We start from the raw sequence: 17,714 nt of genomic DNA, 5'->3' as shown, positions 1-17,714 counted from the left end.
GAGTTATTGTCAAATCTGGTGTATGAGCATCAGGCGGCGTCTCTGCCGGATTGATCATCCACCCGTTCTCCATCCCGAAACTGAACGTTATTCACGACCAGCTTCAGTTGGTTAAACCCCTTGATCCGCTTCCAGCGTTTCTGGGCGGATTGGAGCAATTTAAATACCATCGATAACGTAGTGTCGCGGTTGCCACAGGACCGGCTTCGCTTGGTCCTCAGCCTGACTGTGGCGAAGGTGGACTCAATGGGATTCGTGGTCCTCAAGTGAATCCAGTGCGCTGCCGGGAAATCGTAAAAGGCCAGCAGTTCATCCCGGTCTTTTTCGAGGTTTTCCATGGCCTTCGGGTACTTGTCCCGGAATCGCCTTAACGTGCTGTCAAAGGCTTTGTGAGCGCCATCACGGGTCTCCGCCAGATAGATCTCATGCAGGTCTGACTTCACCTTCGGCTGTACGGACTTGGGCAGCTTGTCCAGCACGTTGGCAGTCTTGTGAACCCAGCACCTCTGGTGCCGGGTATCCGGAAACACCTTGCTCAGCGCTTTCCAGAAGCCCAAAGCCCCGTCGCCTACGGCCAGCTTGGGCGCATTGTCCAGGCCACGTTCACGCAAGCCGGTGAGCAGCTCTCGCCAGCTGGCTTCGGACTCGCGGTGGCCATCTTCCACCGCGACCAGCTCCTTGTGGCCATGCTCTGTGACCCCGATAATCACCAGCAGGCAAAGTCGATCATCCAGACGAACATTGCTGTAGACACCGTCTGCCCACCAGTAGACGTAGCGCTTCTGGCCCAGGTCACGGCGACGCCAATCCTCGTGCTCCTTCAGCCACCGTGCCTTGAGCCGTGACACCGTGTTGGCGGACAGGCCCTTGGCCTGCTCGCCGACCAAGGCACTCAGGGCCTCCTGAAAATTGCCAGAGGAGACACCGCGCAGGTAGAGCCAGGGGATGAGTTCATCCAGACTCTGGGCCCGCTTCAAATACGGTGGCAGGAGCTGACTGTTGAAGCGAATGCCGGAGCCGCTGCGGTCCCGGACCTTGGGCACCTGAACGTCAACATCTCCAACGCCTGTCTGAATGGTTCGCTTTGGTAAATGACCGTTTCGGACTACCGCCTTGCGACCATCGGGTGTCAATACATCGGCATACTGATCCAGTAGCCCCTGAAGCTCAGACTCGACAGCCCGCGCAATCAGGTCACGGGCACCCTGTCGGATCAGATCGTGCAAGGGATCGTTCGTGGTCGCCTCTGGTTGTGAAAGAGCATGCAGGTTAGACTTGGACATGGCGTATCCATCCTCTGTTGGTTGTGATCTTGGTGGTGATCAACCAACAGGATACGCCATCCTTTCAGCCTGCTTCCATACACCAGAAATCACCATAACTCTGCCCTTGCGGCGAATAACCAAGTTTTGATTTTCTGCCACTCTAACTCATCTGTCATTGAGGGCGAAACTGCATTGCCCAGCAGTAGTATTGACTGTGCTGAAGGGAGCTCCGCACCTCTGGACCAAGAAGCGAGCATATCCTTCTGTTCTTTACTCAAATCTGAGAAATACGAATTCCAACCTGTGAAGCTGTCCTTGATCCAATCGAGTATTGTGCTGACAGTGCTTGCTTGGCTCGAAAACCAAATGCTCAAGTGAGGGCCCCCAAGGCGCGCATGCAGTTCCTGCATCAACTCGATCACTCGGTCTTTGAAGGTCGCTGTTGAAAGTATTGAAAGAGTAGTGTCTCGGCTTACTCCATCTACAGATATTTTACCTACGGTGCCATGCATATAGCTTTCAAGGAACCTGGTTAAGTTTTTTGATGCAATTGCTGCGGTGGGCTGCCCCATACATTTTTCTATAGGCGCAGAAACGTAAAGCTGAATGGCTTGGTCAAGCTCCCTTGGATCATAAGCCCGTTGGGCCACAAGCTCGTCTAACCGTTTGTTAGACTGCTTTAGGTCCAGAGACCGCAATACGAATCGCAAAATTTCAAATGGATTGGGATAAGGGTGTTCTTCGTGCATTGTGCTATCCATGTCGGCTGCTTATATGCTTTATGTCTCGGTTAAAGTTATACCATGCCCTATAGTCGCTCGGCGTTGAAGGGATGCAAAGGCGAATTCCACTGGGTGAAATGACAGATGAATGCTTTCGCCCGTTTCTGAAGGACCAACCGGACTTGATCAAACTGCGAATCGTTTGATTGATGTTTTTGTCGCTACTGTACCGCTTCACACTTCACCTCGCAGAGAAAGCCGGCTTCTCGTGAGAAGCCGGCAATATCATCAAGATTTATTTGTTTTTAGAGGGAGCGTTGCCTCGCCCACCGCCGGACTTGTTTCCTGTTGTGGCGGGCCAGTTACCACCTGGTCCTGGATGGTTTGATGGGCCGCGACTGCCTTTGTTTGATCCTGATTTGGCCATTTTCATATCCTCTTCGTTCAGTACCCGGGATTGGGTAAACGCAGATTACGATGTGAGGCTAAGCTCATCAGCTAGGCGAGTGGCGGGAAAATTTTGATTTTTGCAAGTGCGAAGAAAACGCCAAAATAACAGATGGTTAGATTTCTTAGGTCAAAGTGTGTGGATTAGTGTCAGCTATACCCGACGTGCTATTGCCTCTAATGCTAGGATGGGAGGCATCCTGCCGAGACAGGCAATACTAAAAATTATTGGAGATTCACGGGTGACCGCGACAGAGCAGTGCTACGGATTGCAAAGCATCATTCTTCATCATTCCTTCGACCAGGTTAAAGGCCGTACCGTCCGAATAAACTGCGCTGAACGGACACATATCGGCGGTGTTAACGGGGCAGGCAAAACCTCCGTACTTTCCCTGATCCCTGCATTTTTTGGTGAAGAGCCAGAGCGAATTGTTAGCAAGGGTTCCGGGCGTCTTTCTTTCGTGGATTACTACCTGCCGTCCCAACAGAGTCTGGTGATTTTCGAGTACACCCGATACTCGGGTGTTTGCTGCGCAATTATGTATCGCCACCCAACAGGTAAGCTCTGCTACCGATTCGTTGAAGGGGCTGCCGACGAGACGTTTTTCGCACCCGGCGTGATTGAAGAGCTGCAGGCGGGATCAACCCACGATCTGATATTCAGCAAGCTGCAAGAACTGGGCAAAAAACCGTCCCAGATGGTCGACACCATCACCAATTACCGAGCCATCATTCAACGCAATCAAAAACTAATTAAGCGGAACCCGGCTGATGCACGGAAGTTACGTGCCCTGGCTGCGGATTACGGGCTGGGCAGTGCCAATACGCAAATGAGTCACATTGACCGGCTCACCCATGTGGTTCTGAACAAGAACCGGCTAATGTCCAGCTTCAAGACCATGATCGTTGAAACCCAGTTCGAGAACATCCACCTTCACGGGCGCCCGAGGGCTATTGATGAAAAGGACCTGGTCAAAGACATAAAGAGCCTCAAGGCCTTTGAAAAGCAGGAGCCGAAAATTCGGGACTGTTTGGTAAAGGAGGCGGAACGAAAAGCCATTGAAACTCGGATGGGGCAAACGGTTTCCAACTTAGTTGAAACAGTGGATGTCGAGGAAGCAAAGCGGAAGGAATATTTACAGGTTGCAGAGCAGGTTGAAGAAGCGCTCCGAACCAAGGAAGACGCATTTAATCAGCAGGACGGGGAACTTGGTCGTCGGCAAGCTGAAAAGGAGCATCAATGGGAAGTCAAAGACAAGGACCTTCAAAGCATCTATGAGGCTCGCGATCAGTTCGAGACGGCTCAATTGCCGGAACTTGTGCAAGCCGCAACAACGGTAGGAGAGCTCCGAACTCGTCTCAGGAACGCGGAAGCAGATTTAGCCTCCCTCACTGACAAAGTTACTCAAATTGATTCTGAATATAACACCGAGACTGCGGCGATCACTCATCAGCACACCAAAGCTCAAGCCGGAAGGCAGTCGCGTATAGATGGCGCGAGCAACGCTCATAAAGATGCCAAAGGCGCTCACGAAAGCGCTATCGGCAAACTCGAAAGGGAAAAGCTCGAAAAGGTAGCTGAGTATAAAGAATCCCGTCGTGCTGACGAGCATGAGATCCGTGACGGTCTATCTCGAGGTAAAACTCTCCTAGAGCATCAAGGGCCTACGCAGCAGGAGCAGGGTAGTATTGAAGAGGCTGAGTCTGCGCTCAACCTCGCTAACGAGCAATTGACCAAAGTAGTTGATGAATTCAACGAAGCGAGAGAGCAATCCCAACATGCCAACCGCGATAGGGAGCACTCTCAGCGTTCACTTGGCGAAGCAGAAGACGCTCTCGAGGTGTTGAATCACAAGGTCGATTCTCTACAGCGCCAGATCACACCGGACGACAGTTCTTGGTTATCTTCGCTTCGAAAGGAGGACCCCAAATGGGCGCTCGGGCTTGCCAAGGTGATCAATCCCGACTTGCTGGAACGTAAAGACCTGAATCCTCAGTTTGAGCACACTGCACCAGAACAACAGAGTGCAGTGATGGGATGGAACCTGGATCTTACGGTTCTGCCAGTCCCAGAGTTCGCAGTCTCGGAAGAAGAGCTACAGGAGCGTTTGAAACAACTCGACGACAGACGCAATCAGGCACGAAAGGCCCGTGACGCAGCAGAGAAAGATGCTGAAACTTGTAATAAAGCTCATCAAGAGCGGGTGAGAGAAGAGGACCGGTTAACGACCGAACGTCGCCTGATGGACGACATGGTGGGTCGCCTTCGTGGGGAACTTAAGCAGATCCGCTCCGACGTTAAAACTGCCATTACCGACAGGCGTAGGTCTCAACAAGAGCTGGTGGCTGAGCTAGAGAAGCGGCTTGCCAGCTACAACGATGAGACGATATCCGAGGCAAAATCGATTGAAGGCAGATTCAGTCAACGCAGGATGGATTTAATCGGGCTTTGGGCTGATGAAGAAGAAAAACTCAAATCGCAGATCGCCGATGCTCAACGGCTATTCGATGAGGCAGAGGTTGATCATGAGCAACGACTGGCATCAAAGAAAACCGCATATGAGCAGCGACTGAGCGAAGAAGGCATTGACCCATTAGAAGTCAGGAAAGCAAAAAATAAGGTCGATGCCCTGAAAGCCCAATTGCAGCGGATCGAATCCGCTGAGGACGATATTCGAAGGTATCAGCATTGGCTGAAAAATGACTGGGCCAGGGTCGATGGCCTGACGGCAACCTGCCACCAGCTAAAAACGGAAGAGGAGCAACTTGCGCAGAAGCGGAAGGCCGCTGAGCTAGCCCAAGTAGACGTGCGAAAGGAGCATTACGCAAAGATTAAGAGTGCAAAGGAGCAAGCTCGAACTATCAAGGGCCAAATTGAAGAGGCAAACGGGATTCTGGGGAAAGTTCAGATTTCGACAGAGCTCCCTGGCTTACCCGGTAATATTCAGAACCTAACGCGGGAGCTCCAAGATGCATTCGGTAAGCTGACCGAGCTCAGACGGGACGTGCTAGCTGCGTTTAGGAGTGCCCAGGGCGTCCTCAATCAATACCCAGACTCCCAGATTCAGAAATCCTGGCAAAAACTGAGAGAGCTCCGCCGGAGTCGATTGTCTCCATCTGAAAGCGAGTTCGATGAGCCATTTATGTTGGCCCAGGTTGAGGATCTCCGCTATTTGCTAGACCAGGACATTCCCCATCTCCGACAGACGTTGATTGAACAGTTCTCGAATGAAGCCGGAAAAGTTTGTGATTACTTCGATGGCCTGGAAACGGTCATGCGGGAGGTGAGTTCTGTATCGCGCACACTGAGACAAAAAATTAATACTGACCAGCAGATTGATTCCCTAAGCGACATCCAGGTTGTGCTGAAACCACGAATTGAGGACGATGACAGCTGGGCACCGCTAAAGGCCTTTACCGTTCAGTGGCGCGACTGGCAGGCTTCTCACCGTAGGGAAATCCCCAGCGACGCAGTACTGTCTGCCTTCCAGTTGGTCACGGCCACGTTGAGTTCTGCCAATTTAGGTGAAAGCATAGAGTCCATGGTGGATATGCACCTCACCATGAAGGAAAACGGTAGGGATGCTGTCATTCGCAACGATAACGATTTCTTAAATGCCAGCTCTCAGGGACTAACCTATCTTGCCATCATGGCGGTATTCATGGGGCTAACGAGGTATCTCTGCCCCGATAACAATACCCGGATAACCTGGCCAATTGATGAGCTGGGCACATTAAGCCCGAATAACATTGCCCGTTTGGCTGACATGCTGGAGCACAACAACCTCACCATGGTCTCGGCTTGCCCCAAACTCGATCGACCACTGCGTAAATTCTTCGAGAATAAAGTCAGCATCCAGAAGGGACGTATTCACAACTTCGAACAAGCGGCGCCGGGAACGTCTCAAAAGGCGCTGTTGAGTCGCCTCACCAAACCATCCGCCAGCGCTGTATCAGAAGGAACCGACTATGCAGAATAATCCTTTGTTTGAGCAGACGGTTACGGCGTTGCTTGGTGGGAAAATCATCTGTGAATACAATTACAGCGATCTCTACAACTACTTGTCGTTACCGAATCATCAGCAAAAGGTTGCGGATTTTTTGCAACAGATGAACCGCACTCTGCGTCAAACCAGTAGCCATGATGCCTGGCTGTGCGCCTATAACGAGCTGAATACTCCAGATGCACAGGCTGCTGTCCGTCAGCAGTTCCGGGATGCAACCATGCATTTTGAAGCGCTGGTCCAGTTCCTGCGCCTACACATGATGGTGGAAGCTAGCCAGCGACCAATTGCGCCTGGCGAGGAGGTGCGGGAAGGGCAACTACTTGAAAGAATTTCATCAGCACCCTCTCTCGAAGCCAAGTTGAGATCCTTGACCACAAAGCAACCATTCAAGACGACTCGTACGGATAGTGCCGGCCAGATTCGAATGGTGATGACCCGGTTAGTGGAGGACGGCTATCTAAAACAGGTAGGCACCAGCGGAAGTGTTTATCAGGCGACGGCCAAATGGTCCTGGCTTTACGATTTGATGACCTTCATTAAAACCCATGAAGGCATCCGGGATGATAGCGATGAAGAAGACCCCCAGATGAGGTTGGCGTAATGGCTCGGACGCACGATGCTCAGTCAACACTTCGGGCACTCAATACCCACGCCGAAGCCATCCTGGAAGCTCATTTGAGTCAAGGGAACCGGATACCGGTGACCGATGACAACGTAGGGATGCTAGAGACTTTGGAGCATCATCGGCTGATCTGGCGGCTAGCCGAGGATGAAGATCCCCAATTGAAAAAGGTATTGGCTCACTTTCTCGACCATATCACTGAGTCAGACCGTAGACGCAAAGCCAGTGAACACGTCGACCAACTCTGGAACGAGTTGAATCAGTTGTTCGCGGAATACCGGGAGGCCAAGCGACTCGCCGCGTTCGAAGACAAAGAGCGAGTTGAAGGCACGATCAAAGAGGTCCTATCCGAAATCATTGAAGATATACGCATGGCTACTGTCACCTTTTCGGCATACATCACTAGCGGATTTAGCTATATCACCGACATTGAACTTCGCATACGCAAGAACGAGGAAGTGATCGATCAGGCTCATCGCCTGAGTAATCTTTTCGATAGCTTCAAGATCCGTGAACTGGAAGACCAAGCTGGAAACGACCCTTTCCTGAAGCGATTGTTGCTAAAGCATCTGCCAGCCACTTTGGAAGAGGGACGGCGGAACCTGTCGTATGCACTGAATCAGTTGCGAATTCTCTTAGTGCGTATGCGGGAAGATCAGCGGCTAAGCAAATTGATCGGTGGCTTTGAATCACATTACGCCAATAATCGTGGGTTTGAGCCGTCTATCGACGATCTGGACCTGGCGTACTGTCCACCAGTGTTAAATACAGTGGCACCGTTCAGGATTGTTTCCTATGGCGACATTTATGATCCAGCAGATGATCAAGACCTCATAGAAATCGCCCGTTGGGCCCGCCCCCTTGACTCCCAAGTGAATGAGCCCCATGCAGACGCAAAGGCGGTTTCATCCGTTGAATTTGACGTAGATGGAGCGACCGAGCAAGAAGAAGTTGATCCGGTAGACGAACTTGTCGAGCAGCTGCTCCAGCATTTACTGGATGGTGATATTGGCGGTTGCGAAATTCGGGCATTGGAAGTCCTCGCTCACAGCGATCTGGATCTCGATGCAGCAACGTGGCTACACACATTGGAGTCCGAATTAGATGCGTTGGCGCCGAACGATTACGACCTGATTGAAGTGGATTACCAAAGTGAGCCAGATCCACTCTACCCAGACAACCTTTATATCCTGGACATGACATTGAGGCGACGTAGTGACAGCCGACTTTAACGCCATCAAACGCCTTCTGGTCTCAGGGAAGAAAACCGCTATTAAGAACCAAACTTGGGCTCGCATTCACGAAGAAACATGCTGTGGAACCTTAGTGGGACGCGAATACCAATTCACGGAAGACGAGCTACACCGCCTGCGAAACCACGCACAAGCCTTAACTGGCCTGGACCCTCTATTTGACTCAATGGCTGTCAGTCGTTTGGAGATGGCCGAGAAAGTGCCGGACGAAAAGCTTGCCAGAGACTCGGTATTTGGTCAGTTGGTTGTTATGGCCACGGCTGGGAAAGGTGAGATTAGGGCAAGTGGAGAAGTTGCCTATGTTCCACCCGGCGCCGTAATCAGTGTTCCCTTTAAGATCTTGGATCTTGAACATCTCCGCCAACAGCGGCTGGTCGTAATTGAAAATGGGTCATTGATGCCGGAGTGTCACCGTATTCGGCTGCCTCAGGGTTGGAACGACTGCGTGTTTGTCTACCGAGGCCATCGTGAGAATGTTCGGCATGTCCAAAAGCTGGTTGATCGGCATCCGGCAGAGCTTCTTGGTTTATTTTTTGATTTTGATCCTGCTGGTTTGAATTTGGCGTTAGCTGTGGGGAAGGGAAAGATATTTGTCCCCCTGGAGTGCAGCGACAAGTTTCTATCAGTGTCCAACAACCAGTCTGCGCACCGACGACAAACTCGAGAAATGGCGTCATTGTTAGGGAAAGCACGAAATACCGCGTGCGAAAAGCTTGTCGATTGGATTCACCTCAATGAGGTTGCGGTTATGCAAGAACATATAGTGAGTCGCGATATCCAGCTTTCGGTGGTGGATGCATCCGTTGTGAAAGAGGGTCATTTAATCTGAGCTGATATAAGAGATTGTCAGTGGGAATGCGCGGCGCATGCGGGTCAGGGAACTTTTAGAGAGAGAGATCTCTTGACTGATTGCTTCAAACTAGCGGCTATCACTTGTTACATCAATTTATGCGACTGATATGAGCAATTACTAGGTTTACGTCTATATCCATCCCCCGAAATTTCGAAGAATTTTAATACGATAAGGGCAAAGGCTTGAATGCAACCGCTACAAAGGAATCTGAAATGCGATCTTTGAGTACGACGAGGATGAGATGAGCCAGTACCTTTTGAGCTTTGCCAGAGGTCATCTTGACGGCAAGTCCGACGCCTACTTGGCGCTCTTTTGGTGCCTCTATAAAGCGAATCAGAGTAAGGGCCGTTACTCTGATCACATAAAAGATCACTTGACCAAAGCCGCTGGTGAACTTCTTGAGAAGGACTATCAGCTTATCGCCTCACGCTTCAAGAAGGTGCTTGATGCAAAGCCCGAGCTTGATTGGGTCGCCCCGTCTGGGCTGAGTCCCTTGTCATATATGCAGCTGAAGAACTTCAGGGGATTTGGTGAGCTGGCACCTGATGACAAAGGAAGCTACCTGAGGTTTAGCAAGACCAAGAATATCTTTTATGCCCCTAACGGAGGCGGGAAGTCTTCGTTGTGTGAGGCTCTGGAATATGGCACCACAGGACATATCAAAGAGGCGGATCGACGCAAGACCAAGGTTAAACAATACATTGCAAGAGGGGATTCCAAGATGTCCCTCTCCCTGGTGGGAATGGATAATGCTCCCGTCACACGCAGCCTCTCTTGGGCAAGCTGCTTCATTGATCGCAATCGCCTGCAAGAGTTCTCCTTGCTTGGGTCCAAAGATACTGGTAGCCCTGAACATGACGTTATTGCTACGTTGTTTGGTCTCGAGGAATTCCAAGAAGTCCTAGCACGATTTGTAAAGCCAGAAAGCTTCAGCCTCAATACGTTCCTTAAACAAGACCAAACGCAGGCCCTGACTAACATCGCCAGGGCGAGAGAAGAGTTGATTGATGAGAGGCTAAGCCTTACCGAAAAGGTCACTGAAATCAATAATCAGGTATGTGGCCATCTTGGCTTGTCTTCCGCGCAGCAAAGCGCTGTGCGTGTCAGGTTTCTGCGACTAACGAAACTGGGTGAACTAAAGATCCGCAAGGCCGAGCGACTAAAGGTTGCTGAGGCTCCCAGCGCTATTTTGATGGATCGAATTCGCCGTGCGGGCCGCATCGCTAGCCGCTTACTTTTGAGAAGATCGAAGATTGGAGCTTCGTTTCTCAACAACGCGGCAGCTGTCAACTATAGTGCTGTTTATGAAGCCTTGGTAGCTATCGAGAGCACGAGAGAGGACGACGTCTGTCCCGCGTGCTCCACGCCCTTGAGTAGTGTTGCCGAAAACCCATTCGAGAAAGCGCGGCGTGAGCTTCAGTCCCTAGGTATCTTGAAAGAACTAAGAAGTGCCCAGCAGCGCAACGACCAACGAATCGTCCGGCTGTCCGCTAAAATTTCCAATGCCATCGCAGGTGTCGATAGGAATACTCGCCTAGGCGTGTCTTGTTCCCTGAGTTTGGGTGAACTCGAATCAGCCGTTGCTGATTTAGACGCAGCGACAGACAGAGCCGAGAGCGCGGCGCAAGTGCTTCATCACTTTAACCAGCTGCTTACCATTGATTCTGCAGGCGTCGAAACCTATGTGAATGCTTGCAGACGGAAAAGTGAAGAGGTTAAGCGTGCAGAGTCGCAGGTCAAGCGTCTCGAAGAGCAGGCACAAACTCTCAAGGAAACGGAAGGAACCGTCAGGGCGCTGTTTGCTGACAAGAGAGCCTCGCAAAGAGCTCACACTGTCGCAGGTGAAAAAATATCGGCCTTGCTGATCCAGCGAGACGGCCTTCGAGATCAAGATGCGGGTAACGTGAGATTCAATTCGTTCATTAAGCAGTTGCAACTGGAATACGCTAACCTATACCGCGACTTGCTTAACTATAAGCTTGCTTTGGAAAAAGAACGCATCACTGGTATTGAGGAAAAAGCTGCCGATCACTACAAAGCGATCAATGACCATGATGATGAGCATGAACGTATCGAAGCCATTCGTTTTGAAAAAACTGGTGATGGGTACCGAATAAAGATCTCGAACATTGATGGCACGTCCCTTGATGCCTTTTCTACTCTGAGTGAGGGCCATCTGCGAGCATTGGGGCTTTCGCTACTTCTAGCAATGGCCGAGAAAAACAAATTCCAGGTAATCGTTTTCGATGATGTGGTGAACGCGATCGACAGTGATCACCGATCCAACATCATCGACTTATTTTTTTCAGATCCGTACCTAAGGCGCACTCAGATGGTTGTCACGACGCATGACCGACTCTTCTGGGAGCGTTTCTGCATGATCGCAGAAAGGCATCCGCAAGCCGATCAACACTCCAGCTGCATACTCAGCTATACCAATAGAGGTATCGTGGTTGTCGACTACGCAGGTGGGTTTAAGGCGAAGATTCAGGAAGCCTTAGAGGTGTATGACGTAAGGCAGGCGTTGATCTACTGCCGTATTTGGTTTGAGTCGATGGTGGTTGAGTATTGCTTAGAGAACGAGGTCTTGATCACTGCTAAGTTTGGAAAATCCAACCTTAAGAAAAACATTTACCTGCAGATCAGTCTGGAAAAAACCTTTGCGCTTGTTGAGCCTCGTATCGCCTACGATCTCACGAATTTCAGTTTGATCAAGAAGGATCTTGTTAACTGGGGTGGTCAGAATCAAGAGCATCATGCGTTCGATGAGGCCAGCTTGAATTTTGTGCACTCTAAAACCAGCGCTGAAGTCATCAAAATCTACGATGCAATCCGCTTGCTCGAGTGCCAGCTTTTCCCAATTGAAAAACAAGCCTCGTGCCAGAGGCTGCTTCGCGACGTGAACGAGAGAATCGGCGTACAGGCTGGAAAGATCGAACAACTTACCAGGGCTCCTGCTGAGGTTCAGCAGGATGCTCGGCAGAAATTGAACCATCTGCGTAATCATGCCGGTGAGCTCTCCCAAGAGCTAGATTATGTTGAGGCTTGTCTAGCTCGAATGTGACATTATTTAAGCATGCGACGTGAGGTGGGCTTGTGACAAGAAAGAGCACAAGCTCCTCGAAATTGTTAACCAATTGATTGGATCAATGCTCCTGCGCTGTTTCGTATCGAATCAGGAGTGCTAGTTCGTTGAATGGGTCAAGCCGGAGCTGGTTGCAGGTTTCAATGTAGCGAGCGATATAGAGTTGTAGTTGGTCGGTCTTCGGCAAAATGAAGTCAATGCAGCTTTGTTTTCCTTCGCTTGCCGGACGAATCCCACTGAGGTTTATGTGCAGGGGTTCTATGGCATTGGTCTCCTCTAGCCAGGAAGGGTTTCTGCCAGCTTGAATAATAACGTAGATCGCTTTCACTTCAGGGAAGCTAAGTTGTTCCAGGAAACTCCTCAGCGACGCGGTGGCGTCTCTCGCACTTTCACTGACCGTATTTCTGGCAATGGCGTCCACGCGGTCGACGATCATTTTGAGAGAGGCTGTTGCAGATTCCAATTGGCTATTGTGGTTCACGCGTTCGGCCCTTGATATTCGTTGGATTGAACATTCATGATGCCACAAAAATTTCAATGTTGTATGCGGGGTAGGCCCTGTCCGGCATCCACTGGCTGCCACTGCCGTCCATTGGACCCACCGAAATACCTAGAGGCTCCAGCCTCTCGTTGCTCCATGGGCCATATCACATTCAACTTGCTTTTCCAGCAGCCGTTCGTGCACCTCGGCATCAATCCAGCCGGTGGCTCTGCCGCCAAGGTAGATAGGCCCTGGAAACGTGCCCGCATCAACATATTTGTACAGTGTGGACCTGGCAAGTCCGGTTTTATCTTGCACTTCCGTCAGTCTGAGCACTCTCATAGATCTTCCTCTTCAAATTGCTCAGAGTATTTGTCGGACACTTCAAGCGTTCATGCCAGACGGCTCAGTGTCCACATCCAGCTAGCCGTTATCGACGTTGACTCAGAGCCCAGAATTCAAAGGCCTGCTCTGATATAACCGAGGCCGCCCACGACGTGGTCCCTCCTGACTGCCCGGCTTGCGGCTCGTCTGAAAGGTTCTGCCGTTAACCAGCATAGCGGCGTATTCGTCGATCTTGGTCAGGTATTTGGCCAGCTTGAAAAGCCCTTGTTGTTTTGCGGTGTCATGGTAGTCGATGCATCCCATGGCGTTGTAGCGGTAGATTTGCTCGGCATCGAGATTGCAATTCCAAGGATGACCTTGGCCACCGGTAATGGCCTTGGCCCACATTTCATTAATGAGGCGAGCCTTTGTAATGTCCTCCTGGCATTGATGACCGTCGAAGAAGAATATGAAGTGGTAATGAAAGCCCTTCTTGGGCTGCCATTCCAGTTTCCAAGCGTACCCCAACAGATGGTTAAACAGGGAGTGGGTGTTAAATGCTTGGCAAAGTTGCTCTCTGTGATGACGTGCCGTCTCGTAATCGATGTAGGGGCTGTCGCATTCGCTGTAGCCTAGGTCTACCCTCACTACCATTAGGCGACTATGGCACAGAAAGAGGGCCTTCATGAGCTCGCACAGACGCTTGTAATTGTCGCGGCTGTTACGTCGGATACGACCGCACTCGTAGGCAAAGTTTGGCTTAATCATGCTCTGATACCAGGCTTCCAAGCGTTGATTGAGATCTATGACCACCTGTTCTGCCGCCTGATGGCTCATTGCTGGTAACTGACGGAATCCCGCATCGTGCAGATACTCACATTGGCCAAAGGCCCAGAGGAAGCTTGTCGCGTAGGGGCTTGGCCGATAATGCTGACCAATATTCGTCTCATGAAACATGGTCACTAATACAGTGAAAAGTGTGGTCAGTCTCTCTAGTAGCGGATCTGGGGCCAACACCACCGTAGCTGCGCCAAAGGTCTCTGGCTGAATGAGTCGCTGATGATCAAGGAACCGCCGCGTATTGGCCATAGCTTTCAACTGTCGGTCGACCCAGACCAGGTCGTGGCGCCAGTGGTAATCTGAGGGCATCGTAATTGGCTGGCCTGCTGCATTGGTAAGGATTTCACCGCCGTGTAATCCGCCCAACCACTCCAGCATATCTTCATCGGTCGGGGTATCGTCGTATGTGTATTGCTCCATAGTCGGCCTCCAGGTTAAATGGGCATGAGCGTTGTGCTCATGCCATGACCCGGGCATGTAGAAAGTTACATCTGTGTTCTTTAACGTAATTCGTTTAAGCCCCTTCTGATGCTCTTCTGAATTACTTAGTGCTGTTCATGGTTACCTGTATGCAGTGCATTGCTTGAAGGTGATGATTCTCTCAATAGAGGTATAACTGCCATCAGTACCGCAATAGGCTTTCACTATGTGAGCCCATGTCCTCTTTGCTACTCCAGTCGCTAATAAGGTCTACTGCTGATATCCAATAACATACAAACCCAAAAGGGGGTGGGTAACTTTGCTAAGACATTCGGGAACGCTGATTACTGAATAGGGGGCAACACTGGGGGGTAGGTTGATTGGTTGCTAAAAGAATTAGTGTCGGTAGCGGGGCTAGCCAGAGTCGTGGTTGAGAACGGTATATTGAGGTGGGGGTCAGGCAGCTTCGGAAAACGCTTCAGATTCATTGAGGGGCTCGTCGCTGCTGTCCTCGGCACAGGAAGCCAGCCAATACTCGATTTCGGCCAGTAGCCAGCCCACCGAGGCACCTGCCAGTGGTACCGGAAGCGGAAAATTTCTTATGTGAATGTATTTGTACACGGTCGCCCGAGCCAGGCCTGTTAGCGACATAACTTGCTTGATGCGAAGGACTCGAAGGCGCGTTTGGCCTTCGCCTTCTTTTCCAATAGTGACGTCCCATGGCGTAGTGTGTTCTGCGTTTCCGGCGACGGAATCACGCTCGCGAATGCGTTCAACAATCCATCGGTCTATTCGATCTGCTTTCCAGCCAATTGACATGCCACCAAGAGTTATGGGGCGGGGAAACAGGCCCTGGCCTGAAAACTTATATATTGATGAGCGGCCGAGGCCTGTTGTGTGAATGACGTCTCTAAGCCGTAAAATCTGCATGTTTGATCTCCTGACCTATTGGTTCAGAAGATTGGGAGGCGGTGTAAGAAATGATCAGATTTGCCAAAATGGAATCCGGACCAGTTGGGTTTTAGCTCATTGGGAGCAATATCTGTCCCCGCACTCTGATCTCGCCTGTGAAGTCTGCGATAGGCTGCTCGGTGGCGGATTCACTTCTTCGTTTTAGGTAGACTGGCAAGTATCGGGCACGCCAATGGAGGGGTGGCTAGCCCTGTCATTGCCAGATTGTTGTGCTTGAGCGCATAGACATCTGAAATGCTGTCAACAGTTATCTTTCCCCGCTTTGGGTCAAACCCAAGGGCCAGTACAAATTCATTTTTTTGATTCAATCGGGTTTCACTGCCTGCCGTTATTTCGACCGCGAAGAGCCCCCTTTCGCTTTTGTGTGGGATGGGCAGAATTTGGAAATGGTAGTTCTCGGCGTGATTGGGTAGGGCTTCCGAATCCGTGAGAGCGTTCTTTACCCCACGGGCAATATCGCGTACGGCAGTGCTCATACTCATTTCAATCAACGGAAGTATCGCTAGCTCGGGCTGTTTGCTACGAACTGCTTTTTTTTGTCTGGAGTTATTGTCGTCATCTACTTCTATGATTGCGCGATAGGCGGATAGCCACTCTCCACGAATTTTGTCGCCAATGATTTTGTTTAGCTGCCCGACGGTCAGTTCTGATAACTCTTTCCAGAGTTCAGATAGCGCTCTTGAGGCAAGGTCGTGGCACAGCCAGTTCAGGAAAATCCAGGTAGAAGATGCCTGCAAATTTCCTGCTCGGCTCGCGAGATTAAGAAGTTCGTCACGTTGGTCGATTTTTACATGCGAGGTACGCCTTTGCTGTAAAAGGCCCTTGCGTAATTCTCTGTATTGGAGGTGAAAATAGTTGAGGTACTCATCTGGGATGGACGGGACCGACTGCCTGAAAATCACAATTCCTCCGGATGAAGATTGCTGGTCGAAATCAGGGTGCCTCAAATTTAATGCGTGAACACTGTTATATCGCCCTGTCAGGCCCGTTGTGTTCCCGCCTGGGAGTGAAACTCGAACGTAGTGAAATTCTCGGAGCTTCGCCATCTGATTCTTGACCTGTCGTATCGCCAATCCAGTCCGTTGAGCAAGGTCAGAAAAACCGATATTTCTGATTATTCCTCCTGCATCAGCCTCTTCAAGCAAGGCAATCATCAGAACTCGCTGCGGTATCGTTAACTGATGCCGCCGCCTGCGGATTGACCGTGACTTCAAATTCAGTAACTCGTCGACTTTGTGTTGGTGTAAATGCGGTTGTTCGTTTAGGGCAAATGAGCATATTTCCGGTTCGTGAATACTGACTTCGTAACGGACCTCATGGAGCTCATTCGGTTTGGTCTCTTGGACTTCTAGAGCGCCCAATGAACGTAGCTCTTTGACGACTTCGTAGAATCGTGACTTCGGCAGTTCAATCGCATTAATAATCTCCGTCACCTGATTCAACCAGGGCGTCGTATTGCCATAGCGTGTGACGAATTTAAGCAGGAAAAATTTTGCAAAAGGTGAGCAAGGAAGCAATGAAAAGCGTAGAAGCATGCTGAACTCAATATATATAGTAGGTACCATATATAGTACTCGTGAAACATAACGTTTGCACAACGTTTGGCATGTGATAGTTTGATAGTTGAGCGACAGAAAAGTAAGTGGGTTTTATTTTCAGATGAGATGGAGTGCCAGTTGAGGTCAAAGGTTGAGAAGTGGGCTGATCGTCTTCAAAAGGAAGGGCTCGTGGATTTTGCGATTGAGCACCTGCAGAAAAACAATGTGCCCCTTCCAACTGATAACCGCAGAAGGTCCGCAGCAGGAATGCCGCGAAGGCAGCAGCTGGTAGAAATGGTCCTGGGGTTGCAAGGGTCAGACGCTGGCAAACTACGTTACCGATTACTCCTAGAGTCGGTTAGGCAGCAGCGGGCAAGCAGGGTCCGAAATAAGGAGGGAAGGCTAATCAAGCGCCTGGATTTGAGGGAGTCCATCTGTGTCAAGTTGGCGGCAATGTCTCGAGCAACCAGACAGCGTGAATCAACCGTGGTTGAGGAGCTTATAACCGATGAGGATGCAGTCAGAAAGGGAGAGAGCGTTGCCCTGAAACGGCAGCGTCAAAAGATAAAAGAGGGTTCCAAGAAATTGAGGGAAAGGGAAGGCGAGCTGAAGGCTGCCGGCATTGAACTATCCCGACGGGAGGAGAGCTTCGATAGGAGGCTGGCTCGGCTAGCTGCCTTCGAGAAGTTGCTAAGCGCAATCATTGAATGTGATGTGGATGATCTCGATGTCCAGATTAATATTGATCAAGGCGACGGAATAGAAAGCTTGATTGCATTTTCATCTTCGTCGGGCTCATCAGCTAGCGTGAAGCCTCTAGCCGATGCGTGGAATGAGCTTCTCGGTCAATTTGGCGAGAGTGCTCGCCATATTTGAGTTGAGGCT

General features: G+C 50.6%; 13 protein-coding genes. 6 read left to right on the top strand and 7 right to left on the bottom strand.

All coding sequences use genetic code 11. The annotated features are described in order from the left end of the window. Positions 1-29: 29 nt before the first annotated feature. Positions 30-1,283 carry an IS256 family transposase gene (locus B9Q17_RS14695; RefSeq protein WP_011783528.1) on the bottom strand — a complete coding sequence of 418 codons (1,254 nt, stop codon included), beginning with the start codon at positions 1,281-1,283 and terminating at the stop codon, positions 30-32. An 89-nt stretch (positions 1,284-1,372) separates the two neighbouring features. Beyond that, a complete protein-coding gene (locus tag B9Q17_RS14690) occupies positions 1,373-2,014 on the bottom strand; it encodes a hypothetical protein (protein WP_094625778.1) in 642 nt (213 codons plus the stop codon). A 662-nt stretch (positions 2,015-2,676) separates the two neighbouring features. Between B9Q17_RS14690 and B9Q17_RS14680 the strand changes: the two genes are divergently transcribed. The 5 genes from B9Q17_RS14680 to B9Q17_RS14660 all read left to right on the top strand — a co-directional run bounded on the left by B9Q17_RS14680 (position 2,677) and on the right by B9Q17_RS14660 (position 12,233). Next, on the top strand, positions 2,677-6,414 hold the full coding sequence (locus tag B9Q17_RS14680; RefSeq protein WP_167373032.1) for an ATP-binding protein: 3,738 nt from the start codon (positions 2,677-2,679) through the stop codon (positions 6,412-6,414). After that, positions 6,404-7,042: a condensin complex protein MksE gene (locus B9Q17_RS14675; RefSeq protein ID WP_094625775.1), complete on the top strand. Its 639-nt coding sequence runs from the start codon at positions 6,404-6,406 to the stop codon at positions 7,040-7,042. Before B9Q17_RS14680 ends, B9Q17_RS14675 begins: the two co-directional genes overlap by 11 nt. Continuing rightward, complete coding sequence (locus B9Q17_RS14670) at positions 7,042-8,295, top strand: hypothetical protein (protein WP_094625774.1); 1,254 nt, start codon at positions 7,042-7,044, stop codon at positions 8,293-8,295. The genes B9Q17_RS14675 and B9Q17_RS14670 overlap by 1 nt, the downstream gene beginning before the upstream one ends. Continuing rightward, complete coding sequence (locus tag B9Q17_RS14665; RefSeq protein WP_094625773.1) at positions 8,279-9,145, top strand: DUF7281 domain-containing protein; 867 nt, start codon at positions 8,279-8,281, stop codon at positions 9,143-9,145. Before B9Q17_RS14670 ends, B9Q17_RS14665 begins: the two co-directional genes overlap by 17 nt. Before the next feature lie 265 nt (positions 9,146-9,410). Continuing rightward, positions 9,411-12,233: an AAA family ATPase gene (locus B9Q17_RS14660; RefSeq protein ID WP_094625772.1), complete on the top strand. Its 2,823-nt coding sequence runs from the start codon at positions 9,411-9,413 to the stop codon at positions 12,231-12,233. Between the two features lie 82 nt (positions 12,234-12,315). Here the strand turns inward: B9Q17_RS14660 and B9Q17_RS14655 are convergent, their stop codons facing one another. The 5 genes from B9Q17_RS14655 to B9Q17_RS14635 all read right to left on the bottom strand — a co-directional run bounded on the left by B9Q17_RS14655 (position 12,316) and on the right by B9Q17_RS14635 (position 16,826). Beyond that, on the bottom strand, positions 12,316-12,735 hold the full coding sequence (locus tag B9Q17_RS14655) for a hypothetical protein (RefSeq protein ID WP_094625771.1): 420 nt from the start codon (positions 12,733-12,735) through the stop codon (positions 12,316-12,318). 129 nt (positions 12,736-12,864) lie between these two features. Next, positions 12,865-13,077 carry an AlpA family phage regulatory protein gene (locus B9Q17_RS14650; protein ID WP_094625770.1) on the bottom strand — a complete coding sequence of 71 codons (213 nt, stop codon included), beginning with the start codon at positions 13,075-13,077 and terminating at the stop codon, positions 12,865-12,867. Between the two features lie 102 nt (positions 13,078-13,179). Beyond that, complete coding sequence (locus B9Q17_RS14645) at positions 13,180-14,319, bottom strand: YagK/YfjJ domain-containing protein (protein WP_094625769.1); 1,140 nt, start codon at positions 14,317-14,319, stop codon at positions 13,180-13,182. Positions 14,320-14,775: 456 nt separating this feature from the next. Continuing rightward, on the bottom strand, positions 14,776-15,249 hold the full coding sequence (locus tag B9Q17_RS18520; RefSeq protein WP_208618792.1) for an AlpA family phage regulatory protein: 474 nt from the start codon (positions 15,247-15,249) through the stop codon (positions 14,776-14,778). Positions 15,250-15,419: 170 nt separating this feature from the next. After that, positions 15,420-16,826 carry a hypothetical protein gene (locus tag B9Q17_RS14635; RefSeq protein WP_154707646.1) on the bottom strand — a complete coding sequence of 469 codons (1,407 nt, stop codon included), beginning with the start codon at positions 16,824-16,826 and terminating at the stop codon, positions 15,420-15,422. A gap of 81 nt (positions 16,827-16,907) precedes the next feature. On the opposite strand from B9Q17_RS14635, the gene B9Q17_RS14630 reads away from it, so the two are divergent. Then, on the top strand, positions 16,908-17,705 hold the full coding sequence (locus B9Q17_RS14630; RefSeq protein WP_154707645.1) for a hypothetical protein: 798 nt from the start codon (positions 16,908-16,910) through the stop codon (positions 17,703-17,705). Positions 17,706-17,714: the final 9 nt, after the last annotated feature.

The organism is Marinobacter vinifirmus, assembly GCF_002258215.1.
In the GTDB taxonomy this organism is placed as follows: Bacteria; Pseudomonadota; Gammaproteobacteria; order Pseudomonadales; family Oleiphilaceae; genus Marinobacter; species Marinobacter vinifirmus.
The sequence above is the reverse complement of the archived record's forward strand: the minus strand, read 5'-3'. Positions and strand labels throughout refer to the sequence as shown.